The sequence below is a fragment of the Rossellomorea sp. NPDC077527 genome, from assembly GCF_044542955.1.
Taxonomy (GTDB): domain Bacteria; phylum Bacillota; class Bacilli; order Bacillales; family Bacillaceae_B; genus Rossellomorea; species Rossellomorea aquimaris_E.
Genome location: NZ_JBITVL010000001.1, coordinates 135,387 through 155,157, shown reverse-complemented (window position 1 = coordinate 155,157; position 19,771 = coordinate 135,387). Strand labels below are relative to the sequence as shown.

At 47.6% G+C, this 19,771-nt stretch carries 16 protein-coding genes and 1 other annotated feature; all 16 genes read right to left on the bottom strand.

Annotation, left to right across the window (positions count from 1 at the left end; translation table 11 throughout):
- Positions 1 to 14 precede the first annotated feature (14 nt).
- On the bottom strand, positions 15 to 1,127 hold the full coding sequence (leuB, locus tag ACIGG7_RS00730; RefSeq protein ID WP_397548392.1) for a 3-isopropylmalate dehydrogenase: 1,113 nt from the start codon (positions 1,125 to 1,127) through the stop codon (positions 15 to 17).
- A gap of 58 nt (positions 1,128 to 1,185) precedes the next feature.
- Complete coding sequence (locus ACIGG7_RS00725) at positions 1,186 to 2,736, bottom strand: 2-isopropylmalate synthase (protein ID WP_397548391.1); 1,551 nt, start codon at positions 2,734 to 2,736, stop codon at positions 1,186 to 1,188.
- Positions 2,723 to 3,754: a ketol-acid reductoisomerase gene (gene ilvC / locus ACIGG7_RS00720; protein WP_224941947.1), complete on the bottom strand. Its 1,032-nt coding sequence runs from the start codon at positions 3,752 to 3,754 to the stop codon at positions 2,723 to 2,725. Before ilvC ends, ACIGG7_RS00725 begins: the two co-directional genes overlap by 14 nt.
- Before the next feature lie 49 nt (positions 3,755 to 3,803).
- Positions 3,804 to 4,328 (bottom strand): acetolactate synthase small subunit, encoded by a 525-nt coding sequence (gene ilvN, locus ACIGG7_RS00715; RefSeq protein ID WP_034761039.1) that lies wholly within the window; start codon positions 4,326 to 4,328, stop codon positions 3,804 to 3,806.
- Positions 4,325 to 6,046, bottom strand: coding sequence for an acetolactate synthase large subunit (gene ilvB / locus ACIGG7_RS00710; RefSeq protein ID WP_397548390.1), 1,722 nt, complete (start codon positions 6,044 to 6,046; stop codon positions 4,325 to 4,327). Before ilvB ends, ilvN begins: the two co-directional genes overlap by 4 nt.
- Positions 6,047 to 6,163: 117 nt before the next feature.
- Positions 6,164 to 6,422: a binding site (T-box leader), on the bottom strand.
- 2 nt (positions 6,423 to 6,424) lie between these two features.
- Positions 6,425 to 8,092 (bottom strand): dihydroxy-acid dehydratase, encoded by a 1,668-nt coding sequence (ilvD, locus tag ACIGG7_RS00705; protein ID WP_397548389.1) that lies wholly within the window; start codon positions 8,090 to 8,092, stop codon positions 6,425 to 6,427.
- A gap of 15 nt (positions 8,093 to 8,107) precedes the next feature.
- Positions 8,108 to 9,007 (bottom strand): branched-chain-amino-acid transaminase, encoded by a 900-nt coding sequence (gene ilvE / locus ACIGG7_RS00700; RefSeq protein ID WP_397548388.1) that lies wholly within the window; start codon positions 9,005 to 9,007, stop codon positions 8,108 to 8,110.
- Positions 9,008 to 9,702: 695 nt separating this feature from the next.
- Positions 9,703 to 10,854 carry a homogentisate 1,2-dioxygenase gene (locus ACIGG7_RS00695; protein WP_397548387.1) on the bottom strand — a complete coding sequence of 384 codons (1,152 nt, stop codon included), beginning with the start codon at positions 10,852 to 10,854 and terminating at the stop codon, positions 9,703 to 9,705.
- A complete protein-coding gene (locus ACIGG7_RS00690; protein ID WP_397548386.1) occupies positions 10,814 to 11,779 on the bottom strand; it encodes a fumarylacetoacetate hydrolase family protein in 966 nt (321 codons plus the stop codon). The genes ACIGG7_RS00695 and ACIGG7_RS00690 overlap by 41 nt, the downstream gene beginning before the upstream one ends.
- A gap of 6 nt (positions 11,780 to 11,785) precedes the next feature.
- Positions 11,786 to 12,397 (bottom strand): flavin reductase family protein, encoded by a 612-nt coding sequence (locus ACIGG7_RS00685; protein ID WP_397548385.1) that lies wholly within the window; start codon positions 12,395 to 12,397, stop codon positions 11,786 to 11,788.
- Positions 12,398 to 13,507: a histidinol-phosphate transaminase gene (gene hisC, locus ACIGG7_RS00680; protein WP_397548384.1), complete on the bottom strand. Its 1,110-nt coding sequence runs from the start codon at positions 13,505 to 13,507 to the stop codon at positions 12,398 to 12,400.
- Between the two features lie 171 nt (positions 13,508 to 13,678).
- A complete protein-coding gene (hppD, locus tag ACIGG7_RS00675) occupies positions 13,679 to 14,794 on the bottom strand; it encodes a 4-hydroxyphenylpyruvate dioxygenase (RefSeq protein WP_224941939.1) in 1,116 nt (371 codons plus the stop codon).
- 115 nt (positions 14,795 to 14,909) lie between these two features.
- A complete protein-coding gene (lpdA, locus tag ACIGG7_RS00670; protein ID WP_397548383.1) occupies positions 14,910 to 16,337 on the bottom strand; it encodes a dihydrolipoyl dehydrogenase in 1,428 nt (475 codons plus the stop codon).
- A complete protein-coding gene (locus tag ACIGG7_RS00665; RefSeq protein ID WP_397548382.1) occupies positions 16,338 to 17,516 on the bottom strand; it encodes a dihydrolipoamide acetyltransferase family protein in 1,179 nt (392 codons plus the stop codon). It abuts the gene before it with no gap.
- 14 nt (positions 17,517 to 17,530) lie between these two features.
- Positions 17,531 to 18,508 (bottom strand): alpha-ketoacid dehydrogenase subunit beta, encoded by a 978-nt coding sequence (locus tag ACIGG7_RS00660; RefSeq protein ID WP_397549072.1) that lies wholly within the window; start codon positions 18,506 to 18,508, stop codon positions 17,531 to 17,533.
- A gap of 19 nt (positions 18,509 to 18,527) precedes the next feature.
- Complete coding sequence (pdhA, locus tag ACIGG7_RS00655) at positions 18,528 to 19,592, bottom strand: pyruvate dehydrogenase (acetyl-transferring) E1 component subunit alpha (protein WP_224941936.1); 1,065 nt, start codon at positions 19,590 to 19,592, stop codon at positions 18,528 to 18,530.
- Between the last annotated feature and the right edge of the window lie 179 nt (positions 19,593 to 19,771).

Here is a 19,771-nt window from a genome sequence, read left to right as displayed (position 1 = left end):
TTTCGATAAGGTCTTTACAAGTATGCTGCGAGGATTGAAGACAGTGCGTGATCGGCTTCCAGCCTCTCCACCACCATCTGGCTCATGGCACCCGTCCCTACAACGGTTCCTCTGCCCATCGTCCAAAGATCCCCTGTCCGGTAGCCTGCATTCAGAACTTCCTGTACAGCCATTTCGACCATTTCTGCTTCTTCTTTTAATCCGAAGGAATGCCGGAGCATCATCGCAACCGACAGGATCATGGCCAGGGGATTGGCTTTCCCTTTTCCGGCGATATCAGGAGCTGATCCATGTACCGGTTCATACAGGCCGAAGGAATCTCCCCTTAGACTTGCGGAAGGCAGCATGCCCAGTGATCCTGTGATCATGGAAGCTTCGTCGCTCAGGATATCCCCAAACATATTCTCCGTCACCAGAACATCGAATTGTTTCGGCTGATACATCAGTTTCATGGCCGCAACATCGACCAGCATGTGCTCCACTTCCACATCCGGATATTCGACTGCCACCTCATTCACGACTTCCCGCCACATTCGGCTTGTTTCCAGAACATTTGCCTTGTCGACAGAGGTTAATTTCTTCTTACGCTTCTGAGCAAGCTTAAATGCTTTGTGGACGATTCGTTCGATTTCACTTTTTTCATAAACCAGAGTGTCCACCGCTACTTCATCCCGCTTCCCCTGGCGACCTGACGGCTGACCGAAGTACAATCCTCCTGTCAGTTCCCTGACAATCACCAAATCTACTTCTTCGACAATCTCCCGTTTGAGCGGGGATGCCCCCAGTAAACTTTCAAATGCCTTCACCGGGCGCAGGTTCGCGAATAAGTCGAACTCTTTGCGGATGGCCAGGAGCCCTTTTTCAGGACGGATCTCCTTCGGCAGATGCTCCCATTTTGGTCCTCCCACTGCACCTAAAAGAACAGCATCGCTCTCTTTGCAAAGCTTGATCGTTTCAGGAGGTAATGGCGTACCGAAGCGATCGACCGCTGCCCCGCCAATGTATCCTTTCTCCACTTCGAATTCATGGCCGAACCAATCACCCACTGCCTTAAGCACTTCTAATGCCCCGTCCATGATCTCTTGACCGATACCGTCTCCTGGTAGTACAGCGATTTTCTTCTTCATTAGAATTACCTCCTGTTTTTGTGGTATGGGGAGCCTTGGATGACAAGGCTCCTCTCGTTTATAAGCTTGCTTCCACCGCTTCTTTTTCCCTGGATGTTGATCGCTGAGCTGAACGATTCACAGCGTTTAAGTAAGCACGAGCTGACGCTTCCAACACATCCTGTGCGGTTCCCCGTCCGCTTGTCATTTCTCCGTCATACTCCAGTCTTACGTAAACCTCGGCAAGTGCATCTCGACCGCCTCCGACTGAGTTGATCTTATAATCCAGCAACTTAGATGGACCCGGCAGCATCTTTTCAATGGTATTGTAGATGGCTTCCACGCTTCCTGATCCTGTTGAAGCAAGTCGGGTCATGTTTCCGTCCTCGCACTTCAATTCGATTGTCGCCGTTGGAATGTTATCCATTCCGTATTGAACCTGCATTCGTTCTAATGTAAACCCGACGGCATCGGTCATTTCCGTCTGCTTATTCGTCAGGATGCTGAAGAGATCTTCATCGACGATTTCTTTCTTCTTGTCTGCCAGATCTTTAAATGTATGAAATGCTTCATTCAGTTTTTCATCCGATAATTCAAAGCCGAGTTCCACCGCTTTGTTTTTGAACGCGTGCCGTCCGGAATGTTTACCAAGGACGAGACGGTTGGAATTCACTCCAATCAGTTCAGGTGTGATGATTTCGTAGGTTGTTTTTTCTTTCAACACGCCATCCTGATGGATTCCTGATTCATGGGCAAAGGCATTGTCACCGACGACCGCTTTATTGGCGGGTACCCTCATTCCAGTCAGCTTGCTGACAAGAGAACTGGTTTTCTTGATTTCATCCAATTTAAGTCGTGTTGTCGCTCCGTAAAAATCTTCACGGATACGAAGAGCGACCGCTACTTCCTCCAGAGCTGCATTACCGGCACGTTCACCGATACCGTTAATGGTTCCTTCAATTTGGTCGGCTCCGTTTTCAATGGCTGCAAGGGAGTTGGCAGTCGCCATACCAAGATCATCATGGCAATGTGCCGAAAGCTTCACACCGTCGATATTCGGGACATTTTCCCTTACGTATCGAAACAGTTCGCCGTATTTATGAGGGGTGATGTACCCCACCGTATCAGGAAGATTGATAACAGAAGCTCCTGCATCAATGACCCTCTCCATAATCTTGACTAAAAAGTTGAGATCCGACCTGCAAGCATCCTCTGCCGACCACTGAACGACCGGGAAAAATTTCTTCGCGTACTGTACGGCCTGGACGGCTGTATCGATGACCTGATCCGGTGTCATCTTCAGTTTATGAGTCATGTGGATGGGAGAAGTTGCAAGGAAGACATGCAGCCTTGGTTCCGCTGTTCCTTTAAGAGATTCCCATACCGCATCGATGTCACGCTGCTGGGCCCGCGCAAGTCCCGTTACGGAGCTGTTCTTAATGGTAGAGCCGATCCTCTGCACGGCATCAAAGTCTCCTTTTGAAGCTGCAGGAAACCCAGCTTCAATGACGTCCACACCAAGTCTTTCAAGCTGCTTCGCCACCTCGATTTTCTCAATCGTATTCAGATTCACACCGGCTGACTGTTCCCCATCCCGAAGAGTTGTGTCAAAGATCTCAATGGTTCGCACTCGCTACCACTTCCTTTTCTTTAGTCGAAGGTTTCTGTACAAAAGGCATCATTTTGCGAAGCTCTCTCCCGACCACTTCAATCGGATGCTGGCTTTCACGCTGATTGATGGCGTTGAATTCCGGACGATTTGCCTGGTTCTCCAGGATCCATCCCTTCGCAAATTTTCCTGTTTGGATATCCGTCAGAACTTCCTTCATGCGGGCTTTCGTTTCCTCGTTCACTACCCGTGGTCCTGACACGAAATCCCCCCATTGAGCGGTATCGGAAATCGAATAGCGCATCCCTTCCAGTCCCTGCTCATACATCAGGTCGACGATCAGCTTCAATTCGTGTAAACACTCGAAATAGGCAACTTCTTTTTGATAACCGGCTTCGACAAGAGTTTCGAACCCTGCTTTCACAAGGGATGTCACACCTCCACATAGGACTGCCTGCTCCCCGAATAGATCGGTTTCCGTTTCTTCCTGGAAGGACGTTTCAAGGATTCCCGCGCGCCCTGCCCCTACACCTTTTGCATAAGCTAGGGCAAGCTCACTTGCTTGACCTGATGCGTCTTGATAAACGCCGAAGAGTGCGGGTACTCCTGCTCCTTCTTCAAATGTACGTCTTACAAGATGTCCCGGCCCTTTCGGTGCGACAAGGAATACGTCCACATCTTCCGGAGGAACGACTTGATGGAAATGGATATTGAATCCGTGTGCAAATGCCAATGCTTTTCCTGAGGTGAGGGCCGGCTTGATTTCCGCTTCATACACTTTCGGCTGATGCTCATCCGGCAAGAGAACCATGATGACATCTGCCTGTTCACTTGCTTCCCGGACAGAGTAGACATCGAAACCATCCTTTTCTGCCTGGTCCCACGACTTTCCTTTTCTCAATCCCACTACAACATCAAATCCGCTTTCCTTCAGGTTCTGAGCGTGTGCGTGACCTTGTGAACCATAACCGACTACCGCTACTTTCTTCCCTTTTAAAACCTCTTCATTTACATCTCCGTTATAATATACCTTTACCATTTCCCTCATCCTCTCCATTTTTTTGAATAATACGTTTTTTGGATTCCTATTAGTTCACAATTGAATACTGTTTCAGATCCGTGACGGATTTTCCGTTACCTCTTGCGAATGCCGTGATGCCGGTCCGGGCGATTTCCTTGATTCCGTAGGGTCTCAACAGATCGATGATGGCTTCGATCTTGGATGTCTCCCCCGTCACCTGAACCGTTACGCTGTCCCTGGCAACATCAATGATGGCGGCTCTGAATGGTTCGACAATGCCATTGATTTCGGATCGGGTCTGCCCTGTACTCAACACTTTGATGAGGGCCAGTTCCCTGGCGACCACTCCTTGATCCGTGATGTCAGAAACCTTGAGGACATCGATTTGTTTATGGAGTTGCTTTAACAGCTGCTCGATTTTCCTGTCGTCTTCTACGTTGACAACGAACGTCATCCTTGAAATACCCTCGGTCTCCGTGTACCCGACCGAGATGCTTTCAATGTTGAACTGACGTTTCGTAAACAATCCGGTCACCCGGTTCAACACACCGCTCCGGTTATGAACAAGGGCCGTTACAATCCGTTTCCTCATGGTTTCACTCCTAACATTTCGTGTAATCCTTTTCCTGGAGCCACCATCGGGTAGACGTTTTCCTTCGGATTCACCCAGCAGTCGATGAGCACCGGTTCATCACTCGTCAAGGCCTCTTTCAGAACGGAATCGACTTCCTCCTGGGTTTTCACTTTATACCCTTTGATTCCATAAGATTCAGCCAGTTTTACAAAATCAGGCTGAGTGGAGAATACTGATTGTGAGTATCTCTCTTCGAAGAAAGTTTCCTGCCACTGCCTTACCATCCCTAGCGTCCCGTTATTGAGCAGTACCACTTTCACGGGCAGATTCAGCTCTTTCAGGAGAACAAGCTCCTGGAGAGTCATCTGGAATCCCCCGTCTCCTACAAAAGCAACCACCGTACTGTCAGGATTCGCTAATTGCGCACCGATTGCGGCCGGGAAACCGAATCCCATTGTTCCAAGTCCACCGGATGTGACCCAGTTATTCGGCTTTTTAAAAGAGTAGTATTGCGCCGCCCACATTTGATGCTGTCCGACATCCGTTGTGACGACTGCTTCCCCGTTCGTCATTTCATATACCTGCTCAATCAGGCGCTGAGGAGAAAGCACATCGTGAGCCTGGTTATACCAGAAAGGATATTCCCGTTTGTAAGAGCGCAGATGGTGATGCCAGGCATCAAAATCAGGTTTTTCAGTTTCATGCTGCAGAAGTTTTTCGAGAGCCTGTTTCGCATCTGCTACAATCGGGATCTGGGTTTCAACGTTCTTCCCGATTTCAGCAGGATCGATGTCGATGTGAACCACCTTCGCCCGTGGTGCAAATGTGGAAAGATTTCCTGTCAGCCTGTCATCAAACCGTGCACCGATATTGATGAGCAAATCACATTCGTGGATGGCCATATTACTGGCATAACACCCGTGCATGCCCGCCATTCCAAGAAACAACGAGTGATCAGCCGGAAATCCCCCCAGTCCGAGCAGGGTGTGTATCACAGGGATGTCATACTGTTCTGCGAACGCCTTCAGCTCCTCGGATGCCTTCCCGTGAAGCACTCCCGCTCCTGCTAAAATGACGGGCTGCTTCGACACCTTGATTGCATCAACCAGCTTCTTGATTTGAAGAGGGTTGGGATAGAAGTTAGGCTGATACCCTGGTAAATCCATTTCTACTTCTCGCACCTGATACGCATGTTGAAGGGTCAAGTCCTTCGGAATGTCCACGAGTACAGGCCCTGGTCTTCCAGTTGATGCGATATGAAAGGCTTCCTTCACAATTCGCGGTAAGTCTTTAATATCCCGAACCTGATAATTATGCTTTGTGATTGGCATCGTAATGCCGACAACGTCTGCTTCCTGGAATGCATCTGTGCCGATTACCCCCGAAGCCACCTGACCAGTAAAGACCACCAGTGGCAGTGAGTCCATCATGGCATCTGCAATCCCTGTCACGAGGTTGGTCGCTCCCGGTCCCGACGTGGCAATGACGACACCTGGCTTACCCGATACCCTGGCATATCCTTCCGCTGCGTGGATGGCCCCTTGTTCATGACGGGCGAGTACGTGCTTGATCGGGGCTTTGTAAAGAGCATCGTAAATCGGCAAGACCGCTCCCCCAGGGTATCCAAACAGAATCTCAACTTTCTCCTCCTTCAAAGCCTTCATGAGCATATCAGCACCATTGATGTTTTCTGTCAGTGTCTGTGAAGCCGGTTCTGCCTCAACTTTTGCCCTCATTGCCTATCTCTCCTCTCCTTTTTTAAAAGCTATGTTTGATATTTGCCCTGAGCATTGTTCATCCATTTAATTCAAACAAAAAAGACCTTCCCACCCACTACGACAGAGTTCATCTTTCGCAGGGGCGAAAAGGTCTTTATCCTTTCCACGGTACCACCCTAGTTCAGAGACGACGAAAAGCATCTCCCTTTGCAGGCTGATCGGTTTCACCAGCCTTTGTTTTTGTAACGAGTATCATCTACTCGATCGTTCCTACTTACATGGTTCAGAACGATACTCAGAGGGGATGTCGGTATTGGTTGTATTACTGGTTCGCAGCTCCACCAGCTCTCTGAAAATACGATTTCCAATCCTTTTACCTCTTCAACGCTTTCTTATCTATTCTGTTTTCAAGATGCCACCGGTACTTGCTGATGTCACAAGCTTTGCGTATCTTGCCAGATAACCTTTTTTGATTTTCGGAGGAGGCTGTACCCATTCCTGTTGTCTGAACTTCAACTCTTCTACTGATACCATCAAGGAAATTGTCCGATTCGTCAGATCAATGAAGATGGGATCTCCATTTTCCACGATCCCGATCGGTCCGCCTTCAGCCGCTTCCGGTGAGACATGGCCGATCGATATGCCCCGGGATGCTCCAGAAAACCTTCCGTCGGTCATGAGTGCAACCTTCTTCTCAAGGCCGCGTCCTGCGATGGCTGCTGTCGGGGCCAGCATTTCCGGCATTCCAGGACCGCCCTTTGGTCCTTCATACCTGATGACCACGACATGACCTTCTTTCACTTCCCCGCTTTCAATTCCGGCCAGCGCGTCATCCTGGGACTCGTAAACAATCGCTTCCCCCATGAATGTTTTGATGGATGGATCGACTGCCCCTACCTTGATGACGCCTCCATCCGGAGCGATATTCCCGAATAGGACGGATAACCCTCCGACAGGACTGTGTGCATTTTCCCTCCGACGGATAACATCATCATTTTGAATGTGAGCATCCTTTACATTTTCATAAAGTGATTTTCCGGTAACGGTGATTCGATCCCTGTGTACGGCTTCCATCTCGCACAGCTCTTTAATGATGGCGCTGACCCCTCCGGCATTGTGTACATCCTGCATAGAGTAATCGGAGGCCGGGCTTATCTTGGACAGATAAGGGACCCGTTCAGCCACTTTATTGATCCGGTTGATGTCATAATCGATCTCCGCCTCATTGGCAATTGCAAGTGTGTGAAGGACGGTATTCGTTGAACCTCCCATCGCCATGTCTAAAGCGAATGCATCATCGATGGTGTCTTCTGTTATGATATCCCTCGGCTTGATGTCTTTCTTCACCATTTCAACCAGGTATTTCGCTGCGTCCTTGATTAGTTGATGCCGCTCTTCAGAAGTAGCGACAATCGTTCCATTTCCCGGTGGAGCCATTCCGAGCATCTCCATTAGGGAATTCATTGAATTCGCCGTGAACATCCCTGAGCAAGATCCGCATGTCGGACAGGCATTGGCTTCGATATCGAGAAGCTGCTCCGCCGTCATCCTTCCTGACTGATGGGCACCGACCCCTTCGAAAACAGATACAAGTGATAATGGCTTTCCTTCACTTGATACTCCTGCTTCCATCGGGCCTCCCGATACGAAAACGGAAGGGACATTGGTTCTGACTGATGCCATCAGCATTCCCGGTGTAATCTTGTCACAGTTCGGGATGTAGAATACTCCGTCGAACCAGTGAGCATTGATGACGGTTTCTGCTGAGTCGGCAATCAATTCGCGGCTCGGCAACGAGTACCTCATACCGATATGCCCCATGGCAATTCCGTCGTCAACACCGATCGTGTTGAATTCGAATGGAATCCCGCCTGCTTCCCGGATCGCTTCTTTCACAACCTGAGCGAATCCGTTTAAATGCATATGACCTGGAATGATATCAATGTAAGAGTTACATACTCCGATGAATGGTTTTTCCAGGTCTTCGAGCTTCACACCTGTCGCATATAGTAAACTGCGGTGAGGAGCCCGGTCGATTCCTTTCTTGATCATGTCACTTCGCACGTCATCACCTCCCACTTAGCCAACTTGTGCATTTTGTTTGTAAACTTTTCTTCCATCTTGCGTGACAGTATTTCTGAACTCCTGCAATAATTGGTTTGTATATTCCCCAGGTTTCCCATCCCCGATCACACGTCCGTCCACTTTGACAACGGCAATGACCTCGGCGGCGGTTCCTGTTAAGAACACCTCATCCGCTGTGTATACATCATGACGGGTGAAGACTTCTTCTTTCATTTCAAATCCTAATTTTTCGGCAATTTCGATGATGGCATTTCGGGTGATGCCCTCAAGTGCCCCAACGTATCCAGGCGGTGTCAGGATCTTTCCTTTTTTGACAATGAAGATATTGTCCGCTGATCCTTCCGCAACATACCCTTGATCATTCAACATCAATGCTTCACTTACACCAGCGAGATTTGCTTCGATTTTAACGAGAATGTTATTTAAATAGTTTAAGGATTTAACCTTTGGAGAAAGGACATCCGCACGATTTCGGCGGCTCGCCACTGTTACGATATCGATGCCCGTTTCATATAAGCTTTTAGGGAACAAAGCCAGTTGCTCCGCAATGACAATGATTTGTGGCTTTCTACAAGTAAATGGATCCAGTCCCAAGTTTCCAACACCTCTAGAAATGACCACACGTATGTAGGCATTTTCCAGCTGATTTTTTTTCAATGTATCGACGATGATATCACTCATCTCCTGTTTCGAGATTTCGATATTCAGCATGATCGATTTGGCCGAATCATAAAGGCGATCAACATGTTCTTCTAAACGGAATACGTTCCCGTCGTACATTCGAATCCCTTCGAACACTCCATCTCCATATAGAAAACCATGGTCGTACACTGATACAACGGCGTCTTCCTTTTTTACGTATTGTCCGTCTAAGTAGATCCACTGTTCGTTCATGTTAATCATTCCTTTCCAGTCTGTAATTTATTTGATTATTCAGAAATTTATTTATACAACGATAGTTCGCTGACCCGGAGCCTGATGCAATCGGCTTGATTTGGTTGTTACTGCCGCTTCCCGGTGGCTCAAGATTTTTTTATTGAGGACAATATTACTCCCGTTTTCCGGTAAGGTCAACAGGCTTTTTATAAATTATTTGACTATTTAGATTAATCTGATTATAAGTAAACGCTTACATCTTTGTCCTAGTGGAGTTTTATGGAGTGAAAATATTTTTTGGATTTTTTTATTTTTCGGGGTGAATAGTGGTTCAGAATGGGGGGAGGTGCCCTTCAGAAAATCTTTCGACAAAATCCTGTAGGGGCACGGCTTCAGGGGAAATTAGACCTGTGTGTAAATGACTGATTTATTCTCACTTATTTTTTATAATTGAGAACCTTATTTTCGATTTAGATACTTGTTTGAATTTTTATCAACCTAAAGGTCTGGTCACCCAGAAGAAATCGACCTAGCTTGTTCCCCTTTTCTGTAATGGATACACGACTCAAATGCCGGGTTCATCATGGCGACGATGATGCATAATATCTCGAAAAAAAATATATTTTCCCAATGAGGGACCAATCCTTCTTTAAACTCTATACAAATAAAAAAGAATCAATCCAAGCAGCCAGGCCTTTGGATTGATTCTACTTTCACACCCACGTAAACATATAATTCGGATCTTCGACATCATGTGCTTTTTTTACAATCTTCAATGGCTTGAACGTATCGATCATGACGGCAAGCTCGAGTGTTTCTTTTTTCCCAATACTGGCTTCTGTCGTTCCAGGATGTGGTCCATGGGGGATCCCGCTTGGGTGCAGGGTGATAGAACCTTCCTTGATCCCCTTTCTGCTCATGAAGTTTCCTTCTACATAGTACAGGAGTTCATCACTGTTCACATTGCTGTGATTATAAGGAGCCGGGATCGATTCCGGATGATAATCATATAATCTCGGTACAAATGAGCACACAACAAAGTTATGACCTTCAAACGTTTGATGAACAGGCGGCGGCTGATGGACACGACCAGTGATCGGCTCGAAATCCTCAATATTGAATACCCATGGATACAAATATCCATCCCAGCCTACTACATCCAAAGGATGATGATTTAATACGTGTGAATGAAGGGCACCTCTTGATTTCGTGATCACTTCGAATTCGCCCTCTTCATCCTTCGTTTCGAGCTTCTCAGGTCCTCTTAAATCCCGTTCACAAAACGGACTGTGCTCCAATAGCTGGCCGTACTCATTACGGTAGCGCCGGGGAGTCGTGATCTGACTGAAGGACTCGACGATCAGCATTTTCGTGTCTTCTTCAGGCACTACACGGTAGATGGTTCCGATCGGGATTACCACATAGTCACCTTTCCCATACGTGATGGTTCCGAACATCGTCTCCACTTGCCCTTTACCAAAATGGATATACAGCATTTCATCCCCGTCACCATTCCGGTAGAAATTCGTCATTTCCTCCGTGACATAAGCGGTACCGATCAGCAGATCCGAATTCCCGAGTAGGTACTCACGGCTCTTTAAAGCACAGCCTTCCTTCTCGACTTTGTCGGTAAAGAAATGTCGATGGCGAAGGGCACCCTCTTCCTCAAACTCCGGCATATAGCTCCCTAAATACTCTGTTTTCGCCACAGCCGTAGGCAAATGATGATGATACAAAATGGACTGTGTCCCTGAGAACCCCTTTGTCCCCATGACCTGCTCCCTGTAAAGCGAGCCATCGTCCTTTTTAAACATCGTATGACGCTTATGAGGTATGTTCCCCAGTTGACGATAGTACATGTTCATCCTCCTCTCTTCTCTCTGCAATCGTGTTCCGTAAAACTCCCAATCCCGTAATCTCCAACTCTACCACATCTCCGGCCTTCAACCACGGATGTGTTTCTGTTCCAAGTTCCAGGATGCAGCCTGTTCCTACCGTACCCGACCCGATGACCTCACCAGGATACAGAGTGACGTCTTTCGATGCGCGCTCGATCATGTCACTAAATGTGTAATGAATATCCTTGTAATTCCCCTCAGATAAGAGGGTTCCATTTACCTTTGCCGTCATGGAAAGATCAAACCGGTCTCCCGTTCGATAGGACTCCAGTTCATCCTTCGTCACCAAATACGGACCGAAGGAAGTAGCGAAATCCTTTCCTTTCGCGGGACCAAGTCCGACCTTCATTTCATGCTTCTGGATGTCCCTTGCACTCCAGTCATTCATGATTAGGTACCCATAAATATGGTTTTCGGCACTCTCTCGGGGAATATTCCTGCCTTCCTTACCGATGACGCAGGCGATTTCTAGTTCATAATCGAGCCACTCACAGTCAGCCGGCTTTTCTATATGATCAAGAGGGCCTTTAGCCGCTAAATGATTCGTGAAATAGAAGACGGGGATGTCATACCATTCCGGCACCACATCAAGCCCCCTCCTTTTACGGGCGGTTTTCACATGCTCTTCAAATGCATAGAAATCGCGAATGCTGACAGGTCTTGGAATCGGCGACTTCAGGGTGACCTCACGTAGAGGGTGCACTCCCTTTTCCCCCTCTGAAAAGGTGCCAAGCTCTTTCAGCCGTTTTAAGCCTTCATTCCCCAGTTCAATGATTGATATCATGTCTTTTGGGAGCGAGCCATCGCTTACAGCATGGATATCCACGACCAGATCATCCTGAAGGATCCCTGCCCTAACTTCTCTTTCTATTAAAAAACTGACCAGCTTCACGTGTCATCACCTTTTTCGTATCAATTCAAATGAATCGGATAATGGTTTGGTGTACATCTGACCGGCAAGCCTGCCGACAGGTTTCAGTTTCTCTGAATCTATTTTTCCATCATAATAGAGCTCATCATCGACTCTCACACATTCTACCTTCCCGATGACCAGGCTCCCTGCTCCAGGGTGGTCACCGAAGTGAAGAACTTCATGAAGAACGCATTCCAATTGAACCTTACTCTCGAAGACTCCCGGAGGCTTTACCGTGACGGATTCCTTCTTCGTCAGACCGACCTGTTCGAATTCATCCACTTCTGTTTCAAATTCAATGGCACAGTTATTCATTTCCTCTACAAACTCTTCACTGACGATATTGATGACGAATTCCTTCGTCTTCTCAATATTCTGAAGGGTATCCTTTTTGCTGCCATCCTTCCCTCTTCTCATCGGGGAGAAGCATACGAGCATGGGTTCAGCACAAATCGCCGTAAAGAAGCTATATGGTGCCAGGTTTGCATTTCCTTTTTCATCAAGGGATGAAACAAAGGCAATCGGCCTTGGCAGAATCGAACCGATCATCAATTTATACGCTGCCTGCCATTCGAGCGTCTGGGGTTTAATATCCACTCACTTCACCCCTCCATTTTGTAAAATGTCTTCCATTGCATGGATGAATCGCTTATTATCCTCTTCTGTTCCGATCGTGACCCGAACCGTTGTCGGATAGCCGAGAAGTGTTCCTGAACGGACAACGATCCCTCTTTTCACCAATTCATAAGAAACGATGTCTCCATTCATTCCCGTATCGACCATGATAAAGTTCGACTGAGACGGAAAATACGAGATTCCAAGTCTGTCGAATTCTCTTTCCATATAGAGTCGTCCCTTTTCATTCTTATGGGTGCACTCTCTAATGAACGCCTGATCTTCCAGGGCAATGATTGCAGATTTCTGGGCAACCGTATTTACATTGAAGACGTCCTTCACTTTACGTAGCTGTTCTGCAATCTCTTCATTCATGACCCCGAATCCGACCCTTAACCCCGCCAAACCATATATCTTTGAAAATGTCCTGAGGACGATCAGGTTATCAAATGCCGATAAAAGCGGCAGGGTTTCTAAATAATCATCTGTTGTCACATACTCCATATAGGCTTCATCCACTACGACAAGAATGTGCGAAGGGATGCTTTCGATAAATTCCAGGAGTTCTTTCTTCCCGACGATTGTTCCGGTCGGGTTATTGGGATTACATACAAAGATCAGCTTCGTGTTTGAGGTGATGGCATCATGCATCCCTTTTAAATCATGGGTCCCGTCAATGAGTGGCACCGTAACCGGAGTACCCCCTTCTAAAAGCACATTGGTTCGATACCTTGGAAACGTCACATCAGCCATGATGGCTTCGTCCCCACTGCTTAAATAGGCCCTCGTCAACAATCGGATCACTTCATCCGAGCCATTACCGAATACAAGTTGCTCTTTCCGGACTCCCAAAAACGTCGAAACCTTTTGACTTAAATCGACCGCTGCCCCGTCCGGGTACAGAAACAAATCGCTACCATCCTCTTTAAACCACTGCTTCACCTTCGGGGAGCAGCCGTATATATTTTCATTTTCTGACAGCTTCCTGATTGAATTCAGACCATGCTCCTTTTGTAAGTCTAAAAGCGTCTTCCCCAGCACATATGGAGCAATATGTGTGACGGCTTCCCTTGTCTTGAACTTCAATGACATACATGCATCCCCTCTTTCCTCATGGATGAAGGGGGTTGACTCATGTGTCAGCTTATCTTCAACCCTTCACCTGTCATGTGTATGAGATGAAGGGTTGAAGTAGCTGATCTCTTCATGAGTTAACCCCCTGACCGGTCCTTTGACCCCCGTTATATATGATCTATCTATTTTTTATAAGTTTCCTCTTCGTTCCTGCTCGCGCTCGATGGATTCAAAAAGTGCTTTGAAGTTCCCTTCCCCGAATCCTCTGGCCCCTTTACGCTGGATCACTTCGATGAATAATGTAGGACGATCCACGATCGGCTTCGTGAAAATTTGAAGCAGGTAGCCTTCGTCATCACGGTCTACTAAAATATTCAACTCTTTGATTTTTGAAATCTCTTCATCGATTTCACCCACACGCTCTGAAAGCATCTCGTAATAAGAATCCGGCGTGTTTAGGAACTCTACGCCATTCTCTTTCAGAATGCCGACAGTCTTCACGATATCTTCTGTCAGGATGGCGATATGCTGCACGCCCGGGCCGCCGTAAAACTCAAGATATTCCTGGATTTGTGATTTACGTTTCCCTTCAGCAGGCTCATTGATCGGGAACTTGATGCGTCCGCCGTTATGCATGACTTTGGACATCAGGGCTGAGTATTCGGTTGTTATGTCTTCATTCGTGAAGTGACGCATTTCCTTGAAGCCCATTACTTTTTCGTAATATTCTACCCACTCTTCCATGCGTTCCACGTTTCCGACGACATGATCGACCGCGATGATACCTGCATCTTCATTTTTCAGGGCAGTATCATACTTTTCAAAACCTGGCATGAAGATCCCCTTGTAATCTTTACGCTCTACAAGTGTATGGATCGTGTCCCCATATGTACCGATGACGGCTTTCTTCACTTGTCCGTGATCGTCTTCCAGTGTGGAAGGAGGCATGATTTCGATGGCGCCTCGGGAAACCGCTCCATTGTAAGCCTTTTCAACATCATCCACAACAAGAGCGATGTCTTTGATACCGTCCCCGTGCTGCTTCACGAATTGGGACACTCGGCTGCCTTCGTGCAGGCTTCCTGTAATGAGCAATCGCACTTTATTTTGTTGCAGTACATAGGATACTGTGTCACGATTTCCTGTTTCGAGTCCTGAATAGGCAACAGTCTTAAAACCGAATGCTGTACAGAAGAAATGAGCAGCCTGTTTCGCATTTCCAGTATAGTATTCTAAGTAGTCAACATCTCTTACCGGAAAAATATCTTCTACCTTTTCCTGTTTTTTCGCTACATTCTCTTGCATCCTAACCCCTCCATTAATCTGCATATTCTGAATATATAGTAAATGGTTTAATCGAACTTCTCAAGAGCGGCCGGTAAAGCTTAAACGCTTCTCTGTGATGAAGTCCGTCCCTCATTTACCTGGCAAGCTCCTTTTTTCTGGGAGGCATATGTACAGCGTCCCCTTTTAAACCTTCCATCGCTTCAAGTACACTTTCATTCATACTTGGATGGGGATAGAGTGGAAAGCGAAAGTCCTCATCCCTCGCTGCCATTTCAAGGCCAAGCACACCTGATGTGATAAGCTCGACCGCTCCCGTACCCATGATATGAACACCAAGGATCACATCCGTTTCACTGTCTGACACGACTTTCACGAATCCATCCTTTTCATCCGTCAGCTGTGCGTACCCATTTCCCCTGACAGGGTTCTCACTCACTGTGACAGAATAACCTTCTTCCCGTGCTTCCTCTTCGGTAAGACCGACACATGCAATCGGTGAACTCATCTGCACCACCGTCGGCACAAACTGCATATCCACTTCCACCTTCAGCCCAGCCATCGCCTCCGCTGCTACCTTCCCCTGCTTGATCGCTTTCACTGCGAGGGACGGACCTTCCGTGACGTCCCCGATTGCCCAAATATGCGGAATGGAGGTCCGTCCCTCCCGATCTGCCCGGATACACCCATTCTCCGTTACCTCTATGCGGAGACGGTCGAGCCCAAGATCAGTCAGGTTCGGTTTGACTTGGCCGCTGATAACAAAGTGAGAGCCTTCGATTGAGACTGTTTCTCCATTGTCTTTTTCAAGTTCAACGATGACGTGTCCGTCCCTCTCTTTGGCCGTTCGCAGTTGGGAATTCTTGATGACATTGATTTTCTGCTTTTTCAACTGCCTGAACAGTTCTTTTGTGATGGCTGAGTCAAAGGGAAGTTCATCGTGTAAGACGAGAGTGACACGGCTTCCTAATAGAGAAAAAACCGACGAGATTTCAAGTGAAATATAATCTGCGCCATACACAATCAGTTCCTCGGGAATTTCCTCCAGATTGAAAATCTCCCTTTCTTTCAGGACACACCCCGAATTGAACAGGACTCCATCTGGATAGTGAAAATCACCGCCTGTTGCCACGATCGCCTCTTTAAAATTGAAGAGGGAAAACTCATGACCATTTTCTACCCCGATACGGGATTCTGACAGAAAGGAAGCCGATCCTTTCACGACCTCCACTTTATTCGCTTTGCATAGGGATTCTACACCCATTCTTAACTGGGTGATTTTTTTATTTTTATAGTGTTGAAGAGAAGAGAGGTTCGCCTCCACTTCTCCAAACTCCATTCCCATTTCCTTCAGGTGCTTCGTCTTTTTGAATTCCTGGGCAAAATGGGTGAATACTTTAGATGGGATACACCCTTTATTTAAACAGGTTCCCCCCAGATCCTCCCGTTCGATTAGCGTTACCTGCTTACCGAGGGCAGCGGCTCTGATAGCTGCGTGATAACCCCCGGGACCACCGCCGATGATAACAACGTCCTTCTCTTCTGTAATCTCTCCCACAACCATTTACATCAACTCCAACAGCATGGATTGGGGTTCTTCAATCAAATCTCTTAATCGATTCGTAAACTTCACGGCCGTTCCGCCATCCGCTACTCTGTGATCAAAGGACATGGATACATTCATCATCGAGCGGACCACGATTTCATCCTTCTCATTCACCATCGGACGCTTCTTCGTTTTATGAAAAGCGACTAAGGCAACTTCCGGCTCGTTAATGATCGGAGTGGCGCCGATGGAACCGTTCAACGGCCCTACATTACTGACCGTGAACGTACCACCCTTGATTTCGTTCATGGTGAGCCTGCCTTCTTGTGCTTTGACGGTGAGATCCTTCATTTCTGCCTGTATCTCTTTCATCGTTTTTCCTTCCACCTGCTTGATGACAGGTACGATCAAGCCTTCGTCGGTATCGACTGCGATTCCGATATTGTGGTGAGGCTGAAGCTCCACACACTCTTCCTCTTCATGAAGGCGTGCATTGAAAATCGGATACTCTTTCAAACATACAGAAAGGGCTTTGATAAAATATGCCCCCATGGAAATGGACTGTCCAGACGATTTCATCGTATCTTTCCAGATTAGTAGATTCGTCACATCGATCTCTTCAAAATGGGTACAGTGCGGGATCGTCCTGAGTGACTGTGACATTTTGGAAGCAATCTGCTTGCGTCTACCCCGGAAAGGAATCGTCTTCACGTCAGTTTCCACAGATGCTGCAGGGGCAACCGGTTTACGTACTTCCACCTGCTTGGGAGCTGTCGCACGTTCTCCTTTCATGTAAAGGAGGACATCCTCATCGACGATTCGTCCACCCGCCCCGGAGCCAATAACTTCTTCAATGTTGACTCCATTTTCCCTCGCAATCTTTCTTGTATACGGTGAAGCAAGGATCCTTTTTTTCTTCATGACCTGCGAGGTTTTGGGAACGATACGGCGGCTATCACCACTATATTCCTTTTCCATCAACAGGACCGTCGACCCGACGGGGATCGTTTCTCCTTCACTCACGGTAAACTCCTTGATCACACCTGAAAAAGGTGCCGGGATTTCCGCCGTCATTTTATCTGTCTGAACTTCCACAAGTGGTTGATCCGCTCTCACGACATCCCCCACTTTCACAAGAAAGTGATTGATATTGGCTTCGGTCATGCCTTCCCCAATATCATGAAGCTTGACTTCCATGGACTCCCTCCTTTCTAATATCGTGCCACTTTCTCCACTGCAGAGAGGACACGTTTACTGTCAGGCAAATAAAAATCTTCAAATCCGAAATACGGAACAGGGGTATCAAATCCCGTTACCCGTTCTGTCGGCGCTTTTTGATATAAAAAGGACGTATCGTTGATGATTGCCAGTACATCATTTCCGACTCCGCCCGTAGCATGGGCTTCATGGACAATGACCGTTCTTCCCGTCTTTTGAACAGAGGTTGAAATGAGATCCTTATCAAGAGGATAGAGTGTTCTGAGATCGAGAACCTCGCAGTCGATGCCTTTATCGGCTGCTTCCTTAGCGGCATCCTCTGCGACTTTCACCATCGCTCCCCATGAAATGATCGTGACATCATCACCCTCTTTAACCACCTTCCCTTTCCCGATTTCAACCGTATACTTCTCCTCAGGCACTTCTTCTTTGGAAGAACGGTAACACCTCATCGGCTCCAGGAAGAGAACCGGGTCTGGATCTTCAATGGCCGCAATCAAAAGCCCCTTCGCATCGTACGGTGACGACGGGCAAACTACCTTGATCCCAGGCATATGGGTGAAAAGGGCTTCAGTACTATCAGAATGAATTTCAGGTGCCCGGACTCCAGCCCCATAAGGAGCCCTGATGACCAATGGACAGGTGAAATGTCCAAGGGTTCGGGAGCGGAGACGGGAGGCATGGGTCATGATCTGCTCGTACGCCGGATAGATGAACCCTAAAAATTGAACTTCCGCCACAGGACGGAATCCGTTTAGTCCCATTCCGATGGCTGCGCCGATAAAACCTGCTTCACTCAATGGCGTATCCAGCACCCGGTCTTCACCATATTCCTGTTGAAGGCCGTCCGTCGCCCGGAATACTCCGCCGTTCGCCCCGATATCCTCCCCCATTAATAGGACATCCTCACTTTCCCGGAGCATCACTCTCATCGCATCCGTAATGGCCTGGACCATCGTCAATGTCTTCATTTTCGTTAAGGTGCTCACTCTACTCACCTCTCCATTGCTCAAGGAGCTTTTCTTTTTGTTCCTGAATCGTCCACGTTGGTGTCTCAAATACATAATCGAAGATCAGACTTGGATCTGCAGCCGGATAAGCTTCCAGCTCCTCGACAGCCAGGTCCACTTCCTTCGTATACTCTTGTTGAACAGCATTCATCCAATCCGCATCAAGCCAGCCTCTTTGCTTCATAAAGTTCGTTAACCGATCCAGGGGATCATTCTCCTTGCGCCGGCTCTCGCTTTCCTGCTGATCACGATATTTCGACGGATCATCGGCTGTCGTATGAGCTCCATACCTCCACGTCACAGACTCGATCAACGTAGGTCCGTCCCCGTTTCGCGCTCTCTCCAGTGCCTTCAGCGTTTCAAAATAAACAGCAAAAATATCATTGCCATCGATACGTACGCTTGGAATGTCGTAAGCAAGTGCTTTCTGGGCAATGGTTTTCGTTTTCATCTGTTTGTGTATGGGAACGGAGATGGCATATTGATTATTTTGATTAAAAAAGACGACTGGGGCCTCCCAAACGCTTGCCAGGTTCAATCCTTCATGAAAATCCCCTTCAGATGTGGCACCGTCACCAAAATACACAATGGCTGCATTCTTAGTTCCCTTCCTCTTTTCGGCATAAGCCGCCCCTACCGCATGGGGTAGCTGGGTGGCGATCGGGATTCCGGGAGTGAAGATGTTTTTCCCTTCCGGAGGCACGCATCCTTCATTCCTCCCTTTCCAAAAGAGCAGGATATGAAGCAGAGAATGACCGAATGTCATGGTAGCCCCATGATCCCGGTAGGACGGGAATAACCAGTCTTTTTCCTGAAGGGCAAGTGCACTGCCCACCTGGGATGCCTCCTGTCCTTCATACGGTGCATACGTTCCGATTCGTCCCTGACGCTGCAGGCTCACCGCTTTGCGATCGAAGGTACGGATCCTGATGAGATGACGGTAAAACGTACGGGCTAAATCTTCTGAAATGTCCTTTTCATACTCGCTTTGAATCAGTTGGCCTTTTTGGTCCATGACCTGGACCAGTTGAAATTCCTCGATCATTTCATCACCTCTTTTGGTGCATTTATAGTGGAACATTTGATTTTTGAGTATGGCGGTTGTTTCTCGTAATCTATTATTGGCCATTATGCCTTTTTGGGGTGCTTATTGGGCCACTTCTTGTGTTTATTGGGCCACTTTTGATGATAATCGGGCCACTTCGGTCCTTAATCGGGCCACAT